Origin of the sequence: Bosea sp. NBC_00550, from assembly GCF_026020075.1 — a bacterium.
GTDB lineage: Bacteria > Pseudomonadota > Alphaproteobacteria > Rhizobiales > Beijerinckiaceae > Allobosea.
Genome location: NZ_CP102772.1, coordinates 1,055,974 through 1,072,899, shown reverse-complemented (window position 1 = coordinate 1,072,899; position 16,926 = coordinate 1,055,974). Strand labels below are relative to the sequence as shown.

Below are 16,926 nucleotides of genomic sequence, written 5' to 3'. Positions count from 1 at the left end.
TGCGCCACCGGGGAACGCCACCGACAATCGCATCCAGAGAGCCCGGTCAGCGGGCCAACGCGAAGGGAGAAACCATGTTGACCAGACCCTCATCCAACGAGGGAGCCGTGGAGACGGCGGTGGCGCGGCTGACCGAAACGCTCGGCCCGCGCGCCAGCCGAGCTCCCGGCGTCCTAGCCGATCACGGCCGCAGCGAAGCCTATCACGCGCCCTCGCCTCCCGATCTCGTGGTGTTTCCGGAATCCACGGAGGAGGTGCGCAGCATTGTGACGCTCTGCCACGAGCTGCGGCTGCCGATCGTGCCGTTCGGCGCGGGCACTTCGCTCGAGGGCAACGCCTCGGCGCCCCAAGGCGGCGTGTGCATCGACATGTCCCGCATGGACAAGGTTCTGTCGGCGAGCCCCGAGGACATGGATGTACGCGTCCAACCCGGCATTACCCGCAAGCAGCTCAATGCGCAGTTGCGCGACACCGGCCTTTTCTTCCCGATCGACCCCGGCGCCGACGCCTCGATCGGCGGCATGGCCTCGACGCGCGCCTCCGGCACGATGGCAGTGCGCTACGGCACCATGAAGGACAATGTGTTGGCGCTCGAGGCGGTGCTCGCCGATGGCCGCATGATCCGCACGGCCCGGCGCGCCCGCAAATCCGCGGGCGGCTACGACATGACCCGCCTGCTCGTCGGCGCGGAAGGAACGCTCGGCGTCATCACCGAGGTGACGCTGAAGCTGCATCCGCAGCCGGAAGCGATCTCCTCGGCCGTCTGCGCCTTTCCCGATCTCAAAGCCGCGGTCGACACCGCGATCGCTGTCATCCAATCGGGCGTTCCGGTGGCGCGGATCGAGCTTCTCGACGCGGTGATGATGCGCGGCATGAACCTGCACGCAAAACTCGGCCTGCCGGAAGAGCCGCATCTCTTCTTCGAGTTCCACGGCTCGAAGAATTACGTCGCCGAGCAGGCCGAGACGGCGCAGGCGCTGGCCGGCGAGTTCGGCGGGCAGGGTTTTGCCTGGGCGACCTCGCCGGAAGAGCGCAGCCGCCTCTGGCAGGCCCGCGACAACACGCTCTATGCCGGGCTCGCCCTGCGGCCCGGCGCGCGCGCCCTGGTCACAGACGTCTGCGTGCCGATCTCGCGCCTGGCCGAATGTCTCGTCGCGACGGCCGCCGACATCGCGGAGAGCGGCCTCGTCGCCCCGGTCGTCGGCCATGTCGGCGACGGCAATTTCCATCTTCTCGTCCTGCACGACCCCGACAGTGCCGAGGACCTCGCGCGGGTGAAGGCGTTCAACGGGCGCCTCGTCAGGCGGGCGATCGCGCTGGACGGCACCTGCACCGGCGAGCACGGCATCGGCCTCGGCAAGATGGATTTCCTCGAGCTGGAACTGGGCGACGCCGTCGATGCGATGCGCCTCGTGAAGCAGGCGCTCGACCCGCTCGGGATCATGAACCCCGGCAAGATCTTCCGCTCCTCGCCGCGGATGGGAGGCGCAGCATGAACGCGATGACCGCGGCCAAGCCCCGCATCGAAGCGGAACTCCCACCGCCCCGCGCGGCCGAGGGCAAGCCTCTCCTCGAGCTCAAGGGCATCTGCAAGAGCTTTCCCGGTGTGAAGGCGCTCGACGACGTTTCCTTCACCGTCTGGCCGGGCGAGGTCCACATGCTGCTCGGCGAGAACGGCGCCGGCAAATCCTCGCTGATGAAGGTGCTGTGCGGCGCCTACCAGGCCGATGCCGGCACGTATTTCCACAAGGGCGAGACCGTCGAGATCCGCACCCCGGCGGATGCCCGCAAGCTCGGCATGGCCGTGATCTTCCAAGAATTCTCGCTCGTCCCATATCTCGACGTCGCGCAGAACATCTTCCTTGGCCGCGAATTTCCCTCGCGCATGCCCGGTCTCGTCGACCGCCGGCGGCTCTATCGCGAGGCGCAGGCCGTGCTCGACCTGATCGGGCTCGACGTCGATCCGAGGACCAAGGTCCACACGCTCGGCGTCGCGCAGCAGCAGATGGTCGAGATCGGGAAGGCGCTTTCGCAGAATGCGCGCATCCTCGTCATGGACGAGCCGACCGCCGCGCTCTCCGACCGCGAGACGGAACGTCTCTTCGCGGTGATGCGCCAGCTTCAGGCCAAGGGCGTCGCCATCGTCTACATCTCGCACCGCATGGCGGAGGTGTTCGCGCTCGGCGACCGCATCACCGTGCTGCGCGACGGCAAGCTCGCCGGCCGGGCGCAGCCGGGCGAGACCACGCCGGACGAGCTCGTGCGGATGATGGTCGGCCGCAATGTCGATATGAGCTATCCGCGCAACTTCGCGGAGAAGCCGGGCGAGATCGCTCTGGAGGTCAGGGGCCTCAGCGCCAAGAACGGCATCCGCGACATCGATCTGACCGTGCGCGCCGGTGAGATCGTCGGGCTGTGCGGCCTCGTCGGCTCCGGCCGGACCGAGGTCGCGCGCGCCATCTTCGGCGCCGACGAGATCACGGCCGGCGAAGTGCGGGTCTTCGGCCAGGCCAAGCGCGGTGGACCGGACGTCTCCGCCTTCGCCGGTGTCGGCCTCATCCCGGAAAGCCGCAAGACGGAGGGGCTCGCACTGATCCGCACGGTCAGCGACAATCTCGCCGCCGCAGGCCTGCCGAAGCTGTTCCCGCACAAGCTATTCTCGCCCGCCCGCGCCCGCCGCTCGGCCGAGGAGCTGATCAAGCGGCTGCGTATCGCGACGCCCTCGCCCAGCCAGAGCGTCGGGGTGCTCTCCGGCGGCAATCAGCAGAAGGTGGTGATCGGCAAATGGCTCGCGGCCGACACGCGGCTGTTCATCTTCGACGAGCCGACGCGGGGCATCGATGTCGGCGCCAAGTCCGAGATCTTCGCGCTGATCGACCAACTCGTCGCGGATGGTGCGGCGGTGCTGATGATCTCTTCCGAGCAGGCCGAGATCGTCCACGTCTGCGACCGGGCCTATGTCATGCGCGGCAAGCGCATCGTCGGGGAACTCTCCCGCTCCGAACTCTCCGAAGAGAACATCGTCAGAATGGGGATGCACGATGAGTGATCAGGCCGTCTCCTCTCCGTCCCCGCGCGTCCCGGCAGTGCCGGGCGTGGCGGTCGCACTCGCCGGGCTTTCGCTGTTCTTCGCCGTGGCGAGCCCTGGCTTCCTCAGCGCCGGAAACCTCTCCAACGTGCTGGTGCAGTCGGTCATCCTGCTGATGCTGGCCCTGCCGATGACGCTGATCATCATGACCGAGGGGCTCGACCTCTCGATGGGTGCGGTGTTGACGCTGGCCTCGCTGGTGCTGGCGCTGATCGTGGTCTCGACGCAATCGCTCGTGCTGGCACTGCTGGGCGCACTCGGCGTCGGGCTCGTGTTCGGGCTCGTCAATGGTTGGCTGATTGCGGGCTTGTCGATTCCGCCCTTCGTCGCCACGCTCGGCACGCTGGGCGCCGCACAGGGCCTCGCCCTCGTCGTCAGCGACGGCCAGAGCGTCGTCGGCATCCCGCGCTTCGTGCGGCTGATCTATTCCGGCACCACGTTCGGCATCCCGACCCCGATCCTGATCGGTGCGGGCTTCTACGCTCTCTTCCACATCCTGCTCTACCATACCCGCTTCGGCACCTATGTCTGCGCGCTCGGCGGCAATCGCGATGCGCTGACGCTCGCCGGAGTGGCCTGGAAGCGCCTGCTCGTCGCCGTCTACATGCTCGGCGGCGCAATGGCCGGGGTCGCGGCCCTGCTGATGACCGCGCGCATCAATGCCGGCCACCCGACAGCTGCTATCGGCATGGAGTTCGACGCCATCGCCGCCGTGGCGCTCGGCGGCACCTCCTTCGACAAGGGCAATGGCTGGCTCTTCGGCACGTTGCTCGGCGTGCTCACGGTCGGCGTGCTGCGCAACGGCCTCAACCTGATGGCCGTGCCCTCCTCCGTCCAGGTCGCCTGCATCGGCGCCCTCGTCATCGCCGCCCTTCTCATCGACAGCCTGCGGAGCCCCCGGTCATGAGCATCGCCAGCGACGCCTCCGCCCGTCCGTCCGGCTTCCATGTCTCTCGTGAGGTGCAACAGCTTGTCTACCGGCTGCTGGCGGTTGCGCTGTTGTGCGCTGCATTGAGCTTCGCGACGGAGGCCTTCCTCACCGCCAACAACATCCTCAACGTGCTCAGGCAGGCGAGCCTGTTGTTCTTCCTGGCCTCCGGGCTGACGCTGGTGATCCTGACGGGCGGCCTCGATCTCTCGGTCGGCGCCAATATCGGCCTCTCCGCCTGCTTTGCCGCGACCGTGATCAAGGCGACCGGCTCGCCCGCGCTCGGGACGTTGGCGGGGCTCGCCACCGGACTCGCCATCGGCATCTGCAACGGGCTGATGGTGGCGAAGCTGCGCATCCCGTCCTTCATCGCCACCTACGGCATGCTCTGGGTGTTGCACGGCATCACCTATTACTACATGGCCGGCGAGACCATTCACGGCTTCCCACCCGGCTTCCGCCAGATCGGCTCCGGCTATTTCCTCGGCGTGCCGATCCCGGTCTATCTCATGGTGGTCTTCCTGCTGGCGGGCACGATCTTCGCCCAGCGCACGATCTGGGGGCAGCAGATCTACGCGATCGGCGCCAACCCGGTCGCCGCGCGCCTCACCGGAATCCCGGTCGATCGCCGCCTGATCCTGGTCTACGCCTTTTCCGGCGCCATGGCCGGCGTGGCCTCGATCGTCTTCCTCGCCCGGCTGAACTCGGCCGAGGGCGACATCGGCGAGGCCATGACTCTGCCGGCGATCGCCGCCGCGCTGATCGGCGGCGCTTCGCTGTTCGGCGGCGTCGGCAGCGTGTTCGGCACCTTCATCGGCGCGCTCATCCTGACGCTGGTGCTGAACGGCATGAACCTGCTCGCCGTCAACGCCAACTGGCAGCCCCTGGTTACCGGGCTGATCGTCATCCTTGCCGTCTGGCTCGACATGCAAGGCCGCCGCCGCGCGTAAAAAACCAACCAAGAGAAACCCAAGGGAGGGAACCCATGTCCAAGTCGAAACTTCTCGTTGCAGCACTGCCCGCCATCCTGATGTCGACCGCGGCGCTCGCCGCCGGCGAAACCATCGCGGTCTTCACCAAGAACCAGACCAACCCCTATTTCCAGACTGTGCGGGTGGGCGCCGAGGCCGCGGCGAAATCGCTCGGCGCCAAGGTGGTGCACTACATCCCGACCAAGCCGGACTCGATCCCCGAGCAACTCAGCCAGGTCGAGGACGTGATCGTCAAGAAGCCGAGCGCCATCGTCTTCGTGCCGGTCGACTACAAGGCGATGGTGCCCGGCGTCGAGCAGATCAACGATGCCAAGATCCCGATCGTCAACGTCACCGACCGCAGCGCCGGCGGCAAGTTCCTCGCCTTCGTCGGTGCTGACGACTACAGCCTCGGCCTCGAAACCGGGCGTTACCTGCTGAAGGCGATGGGCGGAAAGGGCAATGTCGTCATCCTCGAAGGCGTCAAGGGCTCGCTGACCAATATCGACCGGGTGCGCGGCTTCAACGACGCGATCAAGGAGACGAAGGACGTCAAGCTGCTCGCCAGCCAGCCGGCCAACTACCAGCGCCTGCAGGGCCTGCAGGTGATGGAGAACCTGATGCAGTCCCATCCGCAGATCGACGGGGTGCTCGCCGCCAACGATGCGATGGCGATCGGCGCGATCGAGGCTCTCGACGGAGCCAACCGCAAGGCCAAGATCGTCGGCATCAACGGCACGCAGGAGGCAGTCGACGCGATCAAATCCGGCAAGCTGCTGGCATCGGGCGACTATAACGGCTTCCTGCAGGGCTGCATCGGGACCATGGTCGCGATCCGGGCCTTGCGGAAGGAAGCCACCGTGACGGAAGTGGTGCTGAAGCCGACCGTGGTGAACGCCTCGAACTACCAGCCCTATGACTCACCGCTGGAATCGCGAGCCTGCCCGAGCTGGAGCGATGCCGCCGCCATGGCCAGCAAATAGATCGGAACCTCACTCACCGCGGCGGCCGGCACGTCATCCGGCCGCCGATAGGAGCCTCGCCGCATGCTGTTCGTGATCCACGCCCTCGACAAACCCGGCGCGCTCGACGCCCGTCTCGCCAACTACGATGCGCACAAGGCGTTTCTCTCCGATACCGCCGCACTGAACGTGAAAATCGTGATGTCCGGACCACTGGTCGCCGACGACGGTTCGACCATGATCGGCAGTCTCTTTGTGGTGGAAGCCGCGGATCGCGAAGCGGTGGAACGCTTCAATGCAGCAGATCCGTTTCATAGCGCAGGCATCTGGGATCGCGTCTCGATCACCGGCTTCATCAGGCGCCAGGGCTAAGCTCGAAATCGGCCGGGGTCGTGTCCCGGTTGATGGAGGCGCGCCATGATTGACCAGACCGACCGAGCTCAACCGGAATTCGACTGAGGATAAGGCTGTGTCTGTACGCTATTATGCGGCCCATCCAGGAGCGACGCGGTTCAGGGCGCGTCGCTTCGCCTATGCATAATTCCTAAACGGCGGGGCAAAATGAAACGATACCGCCGCCAGAGAATTTCGACCAGCGAACGGATTTGCCGAGATTCTGACGGAATCCAAAGCTCCGCACTAACGAAACCCGAAGCTGCTGGCGGCAGTCCACTTGTCAACGAATAAGGCGCTGCAAAAACAGCGCCTTATTGCCAATGCTTTACAAATTACGGCAGGCGTTCGCTAGAACGGGATGTCGTCGTCGAGATGGCTCGACGAGGAGCGCCCGCCACCGCCGCCGCCCGACATGGCCGGCTGACGCGCGCCGCCGCCACTGCTACCGCCGCCCATCGCGCTGGAGCGGCCGAAGGAGCTGCCGCCCGAACGCTCTTCCCCGTAGCCGCTCGCGCCGGCGCCCTCACTGTACTCCTCGGAGCCGCCCTGGCGGCTGTCGAGGATGGTGAGCTCGCCGCGGAAGCGCTGCAGCACGATCTCGGTGGTGTATTTCTCGACGCCGGACTGGTCCTGCCATTTCCGGGTCTGAAGCTGGCCCTCGATGTAAACCTTGGAGCCCTTCTTCAGGTACTGCTCGGCCACCTTCGCCAAATTCTCGTTGAAGATCACGACCGAGTGCCACTCGGTGCGCTCCTTGCGCTCGCCGCTCTGCTTGTCGCGCCAGGTCTCGGAGGTGGCGATGCGCAGATTGACGACGGGTTCGCCGCTGCCGAGGCGGCGCACTTCAGGGTCCCGCCCCAAATTGCCGACGATGATGACCTTGTTGACGCTGCCAGCCATGAGAGGCTCCATTTCCTGCGCACTAAACACACGACCGGCCGAATGACCGGGAGCCGAACCCTATCGACCCACAAATCCATTATCAACGATGTTCCTGTTTTGTTCAAGGGCCCAAGGCGAGGTTTTCCCCCGCTGATTCGGGTGACGCCCTGCTGATCGAAAAGCGGACGGATTGCGATCACGGCCGCTCTGCCTCCGATGGGGGCGGCGCACCGAGGACGGCCTGCGCCATCCTGTCCAGCAGCACCGCAAGCAGCACGATGGCGAGCCCGCCGACGAAGCCGAGGCCGGGATCGGCCCGCTGCAGCCCGAGCAGGACGATCTCGCCGAGCCCCTTGGCGCCGATCATCGAGGCGACGACGACCATCGCCAACGCCATCATGATCGCCTGGTTCAGTCCCTGCAGGATGGTGGGCCGGGCGAGCGGAAGCTCGACCAGCCAGAACTCCTGCCGTGGCCGCAAACCCAGCGCGCGCGAAGCCTCGACGACCCCGGCATCGACACCGCGCAGGCCGAGTTCCGTCAGCCTTGCGAATGGCGGCAGCGCATAGATCAGCGTCGCCACGAGAGCCGGCGCCCGGCCGAGCCCGAGCACCATCGCCACCGGGATCAGATAGACGAAGCTCGGGATCGTCTGCATCAGGTCGTAGAGCGGCGTGAGCGCGCGGCCGAGGCGCGGCAGCCGCGCCGCCGCCACGCCGAGCGGCAATCCGAGCAGCACCACGAACAGCACGGCGACGACGACCAAAGCGAGCGACTGCATCGCCTCGTTCCAGACGCCCAGCCCGGACAGCGCCGCAGGCAGCGCGGCCATCGCCAGCACGAAGCCGATGCGCCTGCTGGCCAGCCAGGCGCCCGCCGCGACGACGAGGATGAAAGCCGGCACCGGGACGAGCAAAAGGCCCGTCTCGACCCATCGAACAGGCGCGGTCAGCCAGGCGCCGAGGCCGTCGAGCCTGTCGCCATAGCCGGTGACGACGGCATCCACGGCGCGATTGACGAAGCTCTGCAGCGCCTTGCCGAATTCCGGGACGAAACCGGCCGTCACAGGCTGGAAGTGACCTTCGTGGCGATGTCGCCCGGCAGCCATTTGCGCCAGATGTCCGGCTGCGTCTTCAGGAAGACGAGCGCCTGCTGCTCGGGAGTGACGCCCTTCTCGCGGGCTTCGGCCAGCATCTTCGAGGTCATGTCGCTGGTCGTGCCGTAGCTCTTGAAGAAAGTGGCGAGCTGCGGCGCCTTCTTGGCGAGGTCGATATTCGCGCCGATGACGACCTTGCTGGTCGGATATGCCGTGGCGCGCTTGGGGTTGTCGCTCGCCTTGAGCTCGGCCCAGACGGCCGGATCGAAGGGCGCCTCCTCGAGCTTGACGAGATCATAGGCGCCCAGCAGCCAGCTCGGCCCCCAATAATAGAACAGGACCGGCCGCTTGCGCTTCAGCGAGGCCTCGATGGCGGCGACCAGCGCCTCACTCGAACCGCCGCGCGTATTGCTGAAATCCTCTGCCAGCCCGTAGACCGCGAGCTTCTTGGTGTTGATGCCCTCGCAGACCCAGCCGGCGACGCAGTTGTAGAAACGGCCCTTCCCCGGCTCCTCCGGATCGGCGAACAGCGCCTTGTAGCGCTTGAGGTCTTCGACCGTTTTGAGATCGGGAGCCTTGGCATCGGGCCCGGACACCAGATAGCGCGGCACGAACCAACCTTCGCTTGCGTCCGGGAACGCCGTGCCGAGCGGCTCGACCTTGCCGGCCTCGGCAGCCTTCACCCAGGCCTCGACCGGGTTCGCCATCCAGATTTCCATGACGATGTCGACATCGCCGCGCGCGACGCCGTTGACCAGCGGAGCGATGGCCCCGGGAATGCGCTCGACCTTGCAGCCGAAGCCGCGCTCGGCGATCGCGCTTGCGACGGCGGTGTGGAAGGCAGCGGAATCATAGTCGAGCCCCGCCATCTTCAACGGCCTGTCGAGCTCGCAAGCCGTGGCCGGGGCGCTGAGCGCCAGACCGAGGGCAAGGGAGGCGACTCCAAGAAGGGATTTCATCGTGATCGCTCCCCGATCAAGATTGCGACAAAGGCCATGAGCAGGATCGTTGGCAAGGCTCGCTCTGTAACGCCGGACCGGGCCGATTGATCCATGCAGCGGCCTCTCGTTCGGGAAGCATCGCTCAATCAGCGCGGCGTGGCCACATCCAGTCCTGCCAGCGTCCGTCAGGACCGAAACGCGGGATGCATCTGCCGAGAACAAGCGCGGGAGCCGTGGGATGGGTCGACAGGCATTCAGCCCCTCGTGCCTTCCCTGTCTCGATCGGCGTAGCGACCGTCTGGGCGTCGTTGTCGCGACCAGGGACAGGATCATCGCAAGAAGCCGTGACTTCGCCCCAGCTTCGCGGCAGGATCGGCTCTCGAAAGAGGGCCTCCGGATGAAGATGCTTTTCGTGGCCGCGTGCGGTCTTCTGCTAACGGGATGCGCTGCCGTCGGCAGCTTGTCCGAGCCCACGCGCATTGATCCGATGCAAAGCGATGGACAGAGCTATGCGCAGGGATCGGCAGGGAGCTACGAGCCGCCGCCTGCAGAAGAGCGACTGACGACCTCGTGCAAGATGAAGGGCAAAGGCGTGCAGTGCTTCTGAGCGAACTGACCGCGTTCGTTCTGGCGACGAAGAGCGTTCCCGGCGCTCCATGACAGGATGAGGAACCGCAGCCTCCGCAGTTGACCGGGCGGTACTGCCGTATCTCGCATGTCGACCGGTTGCGGACTTTTCGGTCATCCCGCCATGATCGTGTAATTGCATGCGCAAAGGACGTTCCGGGGGTGGAAAGCTGGTGATGAAGCGCTCGACGTATCGTGCAATCGCTATATTGCTCTGCTCGATTATGGCCGCGCTATCGCTCTATTTCGTTTCCAGATTGAATTGGATCGCTCTCCCCCTTGGCCTAGCCGCCGCGTTGACAGCCTTCATGATCGGCCGGGCATCAGCCTGGGCGGCCGGTCTTATATTTTTGCTCGCTTTGATCGGATACTGGTCACCCTTGCCGTATTATATCGATCTGGCAGCGTCGCGAGTTTTGCCCTTGGAAGAAGCCAAAATGGTCGGTGGTGGCGCGCTGCGAGGCAATTATCTATTGAATAGCGGCTTCCTAAGGGCGTCGTCGCGATTGATTGTTATTGAAGGCGATGTTCCCGCGCTCGATGATCTCCAGCGGCGGCCGGCATTTTATCTCCCCGAGCTGACTAGAGGCGCCTGTCGAAACAAAATAATTCGGCTTACCAATCAGGCGTCGGTTGTTGATACACGCTGCGATGACGCTGGCGTTCCTGACAAGTAGCCGCGCCGCGGATGACCGCTCCCGACCCCGTTGCGGACGTTGTGTCACGCTCGGCATCGATCCGTCTTATCGGACCTTTAAGCAGCATTGCTCAAACTGCATTTTCGCTTTGGCGAGGATCGCAGGGGAATTATCGTGATTGCCGCTTGGATGATTGGTTTGGCACTTTGGGGGATTCCCGCTCTCGTCGTCGGCTTCGTGATCGCCTCGCTGCCAAACAAATTTCACTTCATCGCGCTCTTAGTTTCCGCTGGCATTCTGCTTGCGTTCCTTATGAGCATGCATAGCGCAGACGGCTGGTCGAAACTGCCGGGTTTGCTCTATCTCATTGTCCTGCCGGTCGCCGTGATCGCGGCAATACCAGTGGGAATCGAGCGAGCCGTTCGGAGGCGGGTAATTTCGTGACTTCGATCCGATCGGCCGCAGAAGGAAGCGGGAAGACTAGGTCGGCTTCCGACCGATGTCGTTGAAAAAGTCGTCGTTGCTGCGGGTGTGAAGTCCTGATTCAGTCGTCTTGGGCGGAGGGCGGCGCGATGATGGGTGAACGGCGGGTGGCGCAGGAGGCGCTGTTCTACGAGTTCAGTCTTGAGCGTCACGTGCCGGACGATCATTGGGTGCGGTCGATAGACCGGTTCGTCGATCTTTCCGAGATCCGCGCACATCTGCGGCCGTTCTACAGCGAGATGGGTCGGCCCTCGATCGATCCGGAGCTGATGATCCGGATGCTGCTCATCGGCTATTGCTTCGGCATCCGTTCCGAGCGGCGCCTGTGCGAGGAGGTGCACCTGAACCTCGCCTATCGCTGGTTCTGCCGGCTCGGGCTTGAGGGCGACGTTCCCGATCACTCGACCTTCTCGAAGAACCGGCATGGCCGCTTCCGCGAGAGCGATCTTCTGCGTGAGCTGTTCGAGACGACCGTCCGGCGTTGCATCGAAGAAGGGCTCGTGGGCGGAGAAGGCTTCGCGGTCGATGCCAGCCTGATCAAGGCCGATGCGAACAAGCAACGTTCCGCGGACGCCTCAGAGCTGGTCGACTGGCACGATCTCGCCCGGACGCGTCGCTCGGTGCGCGAATATCTCGATACGCTCGATGAGGCCGCCTGGGGCGCGGCGAGCGAGGCGAAGCCGAAGTTCGTGTCGCGCGCCGATCCGGCCGCGCAATGGACCGGCGCTTTGAAGGGGCATGCCTTCTTCGCCTACGCCACCAACTACCTGATCGACCTCGACCACGCCGTCATCGTCGATGTCGAGGCCAGCCGCGCCATCCGGCAGGCCGAAGTCGGCTCGGCCCGGACCATGCTCGACCGAACGCAGGAGCGTTTTGGCCTCTGGCCGGCCAGGCTAGCCGCCGACAGCGCCTATGGCTCGGCCGAGAACCTCGCCTGGCTGGTGCATAAGCGCGGGATCGAGCCGCATATCCCGGTCTTCGACAAATCCCAGCGCAGCGACGGCACCTTCAGCCGCTCCGACTTCGCCTATGACCACGCGCGCGATCGCTACACCTGCCCGGGCGGGAAGGAGTTGAGGCCGCGCCAGAAGGCCTATCGAACCGAGCGGCCGCTCGTCGATGACGAGGGCATGATGCGTTACCGCGCCAGCAAGTTCGACTGCGACGCCTGCTCGCTGAAGCCGCAGTGCTCACCCAACATGCCCGCTCGCAAGATCCTGCGCTCGATCCATGAGGGCGCCCGCGACATGGCCAGGGACATCGCCGAGACCGACGCCTATGTCACCTCGCGGCGCGAACGGAAAAAGGTCGAGATGCTGTTTGCTCACCTCAAGCGCATCTTGCGGCTCGACCGGTTGCGACTGCGCGGACCGAATGGCGCCAGAGACGAGTTCCACCTCGCCGCAGCAGCCCAGAACCTCAGGAAGCTCGCCAAACTCAAGCCAAACGGGCCGCAGGTCAGGCCTGCCTGACCAAGCGAAGCCCTACTCTGCTAAATCCGCTCCCCGCCAGCGCCGATCTCAGGGCCGACTTTTTCAACGGTATCGACGGCGGGCTCAACTGATCGCCGCAACACACTCGGCGAACCTCTCGGCTGGGGTTTGATAGAGCAAGGTCTTTCTGGGCCGTTCGTTGAGCTGACGGGCGATGGCGCTGAGCTGGGCCTGGCTTTGCAGGGACAGGTCGGTTCCGTGGGGAAGATACTGGCGCAGGAGCCGGTTGGTGTTCTCGTTCGAGCCACGTTGCCAGGGTGACCTGGGATCGCAGAAGTAGACCTCGACGTTCGAAGCGAGGGCCAGCCGCTTGTGGTCGGCCAACTCCTTGCCTCGGTCCCAGGTCAGGGACTGATAGAGTTCGCCGGGCAGTTTCTTCGACTGTTTGATCAGGGCGGTGATGACGCTCCCGGTGTCTTTGTTGGCGACCTTGACCAGCATCACGTAGCGCGAATGCCGCTCGACCAGCGTGGCGACGTAGCTGTTCCGGGAGCCGCCGATCAGGTCGCCTTCCCAGTGACCAGGGACCGCACGATCCTCGACGGAGGCCGGCCTTTCGCTGATGGAGACGGCGTCCCTGATCTGGCCCAGGCCGTTCCGCTTCAGGCTGGCGTGCCGGGAGCGGCGGATCGTTCGCCGGGCCCTCAGGTGGTCCAGCAGTTCCTTCTTCAGCACCCCACGGGTCTGGATGAACAGGCTGCGGTAGATCGTCTCGTGCGACACTTGATTGTGTGGCTCCCGGGGGCAGGTGCGCTTGAGCCAGCCGGCGATCTGCTCGGGCGACCAGTTCCGCTGCAGCTTGCCGGATACTGTCCGGGCCAGACCGGGTCGGCAAGCCAGCTTGCACGGCTTGGGACGCAAGGCCCGGTCCCAGGCCGCCTGATCGGAGCGCGCCGCGCGGTAGCGATCCGGCCCGCCGTTGCGCTGAACCTCGCGACTGACCGTGGACGGTGATCGGCCCAATTGCCGAGCGATCACGCGCAGCGACCGGCGGGTGCTGAGCCCTCGGGAGATTTCCTCCCGCTCGCTGAGAGTGAGCGCCCGCGGCGCCCGCCGCCGGTCTGGAGGCCGAATGCCGCCCGTCGGCGAAAGCACCGAGAACACCGAAGAGGACTCCCGATCGAACCGCCGCCCAATCGAACTCATCGACTCGCCGGCCTTCCAGCGATCCCAGATCTCAGCCCGCTGGGCCGCCGAATAGTAGATCCGCCGCCGCTGCATCATCACCCACGCTCCATCTCCAAAGGAAAAGTAGCGTGTTGCGATTACCGATTGAGACCACCACCCAAAGCGGTCATTCGCCCCCCGTTGGGGCGGCGATCGAAATTGGCCCCTAGCCGACGTATGGAACGTCTGCTTCGGGGCAGCTGCCGAGGCTAGCAATCGGGGAGCCGAGGGTGGCCCAAAGCCGACTCGTCGACGGTCCGCTCCCAGGTGGTTCGCAAGAGCTGGCCTGACGCTGCACTCCCCCAGTGTTGCAACGCGTTTAGTTGATCGCCCAGAGTTGTTCGCAAACCAGTCGCAAATGCGCTATCCTTAGTCGGTCTTGTCACCACCGTCGGCGGATCAACCGCGGTCCGCGAGGAGAGGTTCGCATGACCACTATCCTGGTATGCCGTCGCACCCTCATCGCGGCCGGCGGATCCATCCTGGCGACCGGCCTTTCCGGGCTCCTGTCGCCCGCCCGCGCTGATGGCCTCGCACCTACGCAATCGATGTCGGGAGGGGCTAACAACTATCGCAAAGGGGCGCCGATCGTGGATCGGATCGGCAAGGGCGGCTTCTGGATGAGCGGTACCGTTCGCCGCGCAGGCGACGGGGCTCCGCTTGCCGGGCAGCGCATCCAGATCTGGGCGCACACGACCGAAGGCCAGGAGCACGAACTACAAAGTCATGGCGCCACTCTCACCGATAAGAACGGCGCGTTCCGTCTCGATATGCCTCAGATTGTTCCCGTTTTTGGCCAACCGCATGGCCACCTCGCCTATGACAGCGGCGAGTTTCAGACTGTGTTCCTGCGCCCGGTGATGCGAAGCGCAAAGGATAAGAGCCTCGAGGCGCACTTCATCCTTCAGCCGGTCTGATCGGACTCGGAAAAAGGATGAGAGCTGCCCGGGCGACCTTGATCTGGGCAGCCCTTATGGCGGCCATCTGCGCGCCAATCGCCTTCGCGGCGGCGAGTCCTCTGCATGCATGGCGCGGTTCGGTCTACATAATTGCCGGATTTGCAGGGATCCTCGCACTAGCTCTGGTTCTCCTTCAACCTCTGCTGATCGGCGGCTACCTCCCCGGACTCTCGGGTTATCGGGGACGGCGCGCCCATCACTGGATCGGAGGAGTGCTTGCCCTAGCGGTTGCAATCCATGTCTGTGGGCTGTGGATCAGCAGTCCGCCCGACATGATCGACGCCCTTCTGTTCTCATCGCCAACCCCCTTCTCCCCTTGGGGGGTGATCGCCATGTGGGCGATCTTCGCTGTTACGATTCTGGCCGCGCTCCGCCAGAAAGTGGGACTGTCGCCGCGAACGTGGCGCCTCGCTCATATGGTCCTCGCAGTCATCATTGTCGTAGGCGTCGTCGTCCATAGCCTCCTGATCGAGGGGACGATGGAGACGATGTCGAAGGCGACCCTGTGCGTACTCGCTCTCGCGGCGGCCATAAAGGTCATGATTGACCGGCGTGTTTGGAGAAGGCGAGCAACCTCTCGCGGAGGCGATCTTCCGCAAAGATAGTTCGTCGGTAGGCGAGCGCGCCGCTATGTTCGCCGCGCGCTCCTTAACTTCTCTTGCCTCGGCAACGATTCCCAATCCCTCGAAAGCTGCCCGCTTCCATCGGCGCTCGCAGAGGTAATCACCCGTGACGTAGCCGGCGACGGACACGCAGACACACAAGCTCATCATCATTTGCGAAGCCCTTTGAACCCCGGATCGAGAAGCCGAGAGGGCTAGGCATCGTCGTTAGGCTTGGGCTCGCTTGGCACGCGACGCGTCGATTACCCCCCCAAAAAAAAATGTGAAGCGGAGCTTTCGGCGGTCGTCGAAAGCTTGCCCCATCTCTCACTCACGAGAGAAAACGCAGGCAGTGTGGCCTGCTGCCAGTTTCGTGGAGAGGCGTTTAGGTTCCACCTTCTCTGCGAATTGAGCGGGCTGATGTGGCCGATGGTCAAATGCCTGCGAACAGCGCTGTAGAACCGCTCAATATGATCGAACGCATCGGCAGAGCATCGACGCTTGTCCGATATTTGCGAAGCAAGTCGTTATCCTGAACCGCCTGAAACCGGACCTACTGAGCGTAAGCAGTGGGGCACAACCGCCCTCCCCGCTCTAGGGCGAAATGCGCCACTTCCAGACATTGGGCTATCGCCCGGAAGCGGACGTCCGCTTGAGACCCCGCCAGGACCGGACTTGACCCAACCCGACGTCGCCGGGTTGTGGGTTCACGGCCTAAAACAATCCTTAGGGTCACGTTTAGGCTCCGGGCGTTTCGGCATCGCGGCTGCGGACTCGGTGATGAAGCCTCATTGGTAGCAGTGGGCCGATCGGCGCCGACGCTCCCTTTTCATCAGTTATGAACCGCTTCTGGTTAGCGTATCGCTGCAAATTGGGTTGATGCCCCCTGGAGCCGATATGGTCCTGACGCACCGCCAGTTGATCGGAGCGACCGTGTTTTCGGTCATTCTTGCAATTCCGTTCGTGACGTTTGTGTCGTCGATGGTGGTCTTCCCTATACTCGTCTTCGGGGCCATCGGTATCGTCGCGAATTTCGCGCCGCCTCTGCTCCTGTTAGCCGCCTGCTTCAATCGGCTAGGTCTCTCGCTGGGCACCGGGCGCATGCTCGAGCTCTGGCAGTTCTCAGCGATCATTTGGATCGGCTGCGCCTTCGGCCTTGCGCGCTGGGGCGATGTCGCGAGCACAATGGGCGGCCGCAACATCCCTTATCTCAAAGTGCTGTTTGCGCCGTATCTCTATCTGCTCGGACAGCCGATCTCCTGATGATGGGGGGCACTGCTAAAGCGGCGACCGCGCCGCTACTTGGCATTTGATCTGCCGCGTCGTGGTTTCGCGGCGGCGGGCGTAATGCTGCGGTGAAACCCATTGCCTTGAGATGGATGCGGGTCAGGCGCCTGCTTCCACCCGTTGCGGGCCATTATCGCCAAGGCCGCCTGCATATTCTTCGCCGGACGGGCGCGCTGCTATAAGAAGAGGATTGCCGCGATCCAAAGCGTAACGGCGGCGGTCCCCAGAATGCCAACGCCTCGTACTAACAAGTTCGCGCTGAAAGCAGCGATGAGAAGCGGCGATGCAAGGACGGCGGTAAAGAACGAGTAGGCCAGCTTGTCTTCCATGTGCGCCTTCCTGAGGTGCCTCTCGGTGCGGTCCGCTCCCGACCCAACCCGGACATATCGTCCTATTGGGGCTG

At 64.4% G+C, this 16,926-nt stretch carries 18 protein-coding genes; 13 read left to right on the top strand and 5 right to left on the bottom strand.

Going from position 1 to position 16,926, the window contains the following annotated elements:
* The first annotated feature begins 74 nt into the window (after positions 1 to 74).
* From NWE53_RS05060 to NWE53_RS05035, 6 genes are all read left to right on the top strand, one after another.
* A complete protein-coding gene (locus NWE53_RS05060; protein WP_265053279.1) occupies positions 75 to 1,496 on the top strand; it encodes an FAD-linked oxidase C-terminal domain-containing protein in 1,422 nt (473 codons plus the stop codon).
* Between the two features lie 5 nt (positions 1,497 to 1,501).
* Entirely contained in the window at positions 1,502 to 3,049 is a 1,548-nt protein-coding gene (locus NWE53_RS05055; RefSeq protein WP_442865017.1) for a sugar ABC transporter ATP-binding protein, read from the top strand.
* Positions 3,042 to 3,995, top strand: a complete 954-nt coding sequence (locus NWE53_RS05050) for an ABC transporter permease (RefSeq protein WP_265053277.1) — start codon at positions 3,042 to 3,044, stop codon at positions 3,993 to 3,995. The genes NWE53_RS05055 and NWE53_RS05050 overlap by 8 nt, the downstream gene beginning before the upstream one ends.
* Complete coding sequence (locus NWE53_RS05045; RefSeq protein WP_265053276.1) at positions 3,992 to 4,966, top strand: ABC transporter permease; 975 nt, start codon at positions 3,992 to 3,994, stop codon at positions 4,964 to 4,966. The genes NWE53_RS05050 and NWE53_RS05045 overlap by 4 nt, the downstream gene beginning before the upstream one ends.
* Positions 4,967 to 5,001: 35 nt before the next feature.
* On the top strand, positions 5,002 to 5,970 hold the full coding sequence (locus NWE53_RS05040; protein WP_265053275.1) for a sugar ABC transporter substrate-binding protein: 969 nt from the start codon (positions 5,002 to 5,004) through the stop codon (positions 5,968 to 5,970).
* Between the two features lie 63 nt (positions 5,971 to 6,033).
* On the top strand, positions 6,034 to 6,321 hold the full coding sequence (locus NWE53_RS05035; RefSeq protein ID WP_265053274.1) for a YciI family protein: 288 nt from the start codon (positions 6,034 to 6,036) through the stop codon (positions 6,319 to 6,321).
* A gap of 372 nt (positions 6,322 to 6,693) precedes the next feature.
* Here NWE53_RS05035 and ssb read toward each other — a convergent pair whose 3' ends face one another.
* From ssb to NWE53_RS05020, 3 genes are all read right to left on the bottom strand, one after another.
* On the bottom strand, positions 6,694 to 7,245 hold the full coding sequence (gene ssb / locus NWE53_RS05030; protein WP_265053273.1) for a single-stranded DNA-binding protein: 552 nt from the start codon (positions 7,243 to 7,245) through the stop codon (positions 6,694 to 6,696).
* A 178-nt stretch (positions 7,246 to 7,423) separates the two neighbouring features.
* Complete coding sequence (locus tag NWE53_RS05025; protein ID WP_265053272.1) at positions 7,424 to 8,293, bottom strand: ABC transporter permease; 870 nt, start codon at positions 8,291 to 8,293, stop codon at positions 7,424 to 7,426.
* Positions 8,290 to 9,282: an ABC transporter substrate-binding protein gene (locus NWE53_RS05020; RefSeq protein ID WP_265053271.1), complete on the bottom strand. Its 993-nt coding sequence runs from the start codon at positions 9,280 to 9,282 to the stop codon at positions 8,290 to 8,292. The genes NWE53_RS05025 and NWE53_RS05020 overlap by 4 nt, the downstream gene beginning before the upstream one ends.
* Positions 9,283 to 9,661: 379 nt before the next feature.
* Between NWE53_RS05020 and NWE53_RS05015 the strand changes: the two genes are divergently transcribed.
* The 4 genes from NWE53_RS05015 to NWE53_RS05000 all read left to right on the top strand — a co-directional run bounded on the left by NWE53_RS05015 (position 9,662) and on the right by NWE53_RS05000 (position 12,487).
* Positions 9,662 to 9,871 carry a hypothetical protein gene (locus NWE53_RS05015; RefSeq protein WP_265053270.1) on the top strand — a complete coding sequence of 70 codons (210 nt, stop codon included), beginning with the start codon at positions 9,662 to 9,664 and terminating at the stop codon, positions 9,869 to 9,871.
* A 196-nt stretch (positions 9,872 to 10,067) separates the two neighbouring features.
* Positions 10,068 to 10,568 carry a hypothetical protein gene (locus tag NWE53_RS05010; RefSeq protein ID WP_265053269.1) on the top strand — a complete coding sequence of 167 codons (501 nt, stop codon included), beginning with the start codon at positions 10,068 to 10,070 and terminating at the stop codon, positions 10,566 to 10,568.
* Positions 10,569 to 10,655: 87 nt separating this feature from the next.
* The gene (locus NWE53_RS05005) at positions 10,656 to 10,973 is read left to right on the top strand and encodes a hypothetical protein (RefSeq protein WP_265053268.1); all 318 of its coding nucleotides are present in this window, start codon (positions 10,656 to 10,658) and stop codon (positions 10,971 to 10,973) included.
* Between the two features lie 128 nt (positions 10,974 to 11,101).
* A complete protein-coding gene (locus tag NWE53_RS05000) occupies positions 11,102 to 12,487 on the top strand; it encodes an IS1182 family transposase (RefSeq protein WP_265051783.1) in 1,386 nt (461 codons plus the stop codon).
* 84 nt (positions 12,488 to 12,571) lie between these two features.
* On the opposite strand, the gene NWE53_RS04995 is transcribed toward NWE53_RS05000, so the two are convergent.
* On the bottom strand, positions 12,572 to 13,732 hold the full coding sequence (locus NWE53_RS04995; protein WP_265053267.1) for an IS30 family transposase: 1,161 nt from the start codon (positions 13,730 to 13,732) through the stop codon (positions 12,572 to 12,574).
* A gap of 371 nt (positions 13,733 to 14,103) precedes the next feature.
* Between NWE53_RS04995 and NWE53_RS04990 the strand changes: the two genes are divergently transcribed.
* The 3 genes from NWE53_RS04990 (at position 14,104) to NWE53_RS04980 (ending at position 16,499) form a co-directional block, all read left to right on the top strand.
* Positions 14,104 to 14,592, top strand: a complete 489-nt coding sequence (locus tag NWE53_RS04990; protein WP_265053266.1) for a peptidase associated/transthyretin-like domain-containing protein — start codon at positions 14,104 to 14,106, stop codon at positions 14,590 to 14,592.
* A 17-nt stretch (positions 14,593 to 14,609) separates the two neighbouring features.
* Positions 14,610 to 15,239: a ferric reductase-like transmembrane domain-containing protein gene (locus NWE53_RS04985; protein WP_265053265.1), complete on the top strand. Its 630-nt coding sequence runs from the start codon at positions 14,610 to 14,612 to the stop codon at positions 15,237 to 15,239.
* Between the two features lie 894 nt (positions 15,240 to 16,133).
* The gene (locus NWE53_RS04980; protein WP_265053264.1) at positions 16,134 to 16,499 is read left to right on the top strand and encodes a hypothetical protein; all 366 of its coding nucleotides are present in this window, start codon (positions 16,134 to 16,136) and stop codon (positions 16,497 to 16,499) included.
* A gap of 200 nt (positions 16,500 to 16,699) precedes the next feature.
* On the opposite strand, the gene NWE53_RS04975 is transcribed toward NWE53_RS04980, so the two are convergent.
* Positions 16,700 to 16,852, bottom strand: a complete 153-nt coding sequence (locus tag NWE53_RS04975) for a hypothetical protein (RefSeq protein ID WP_265053263.1) — start codon at positions 16,850 to 16,852, stop codon at positions 16,700 to 16,702.
* Positions 16,853 to 16,926 lie beyond the last annotated feature (74 nt).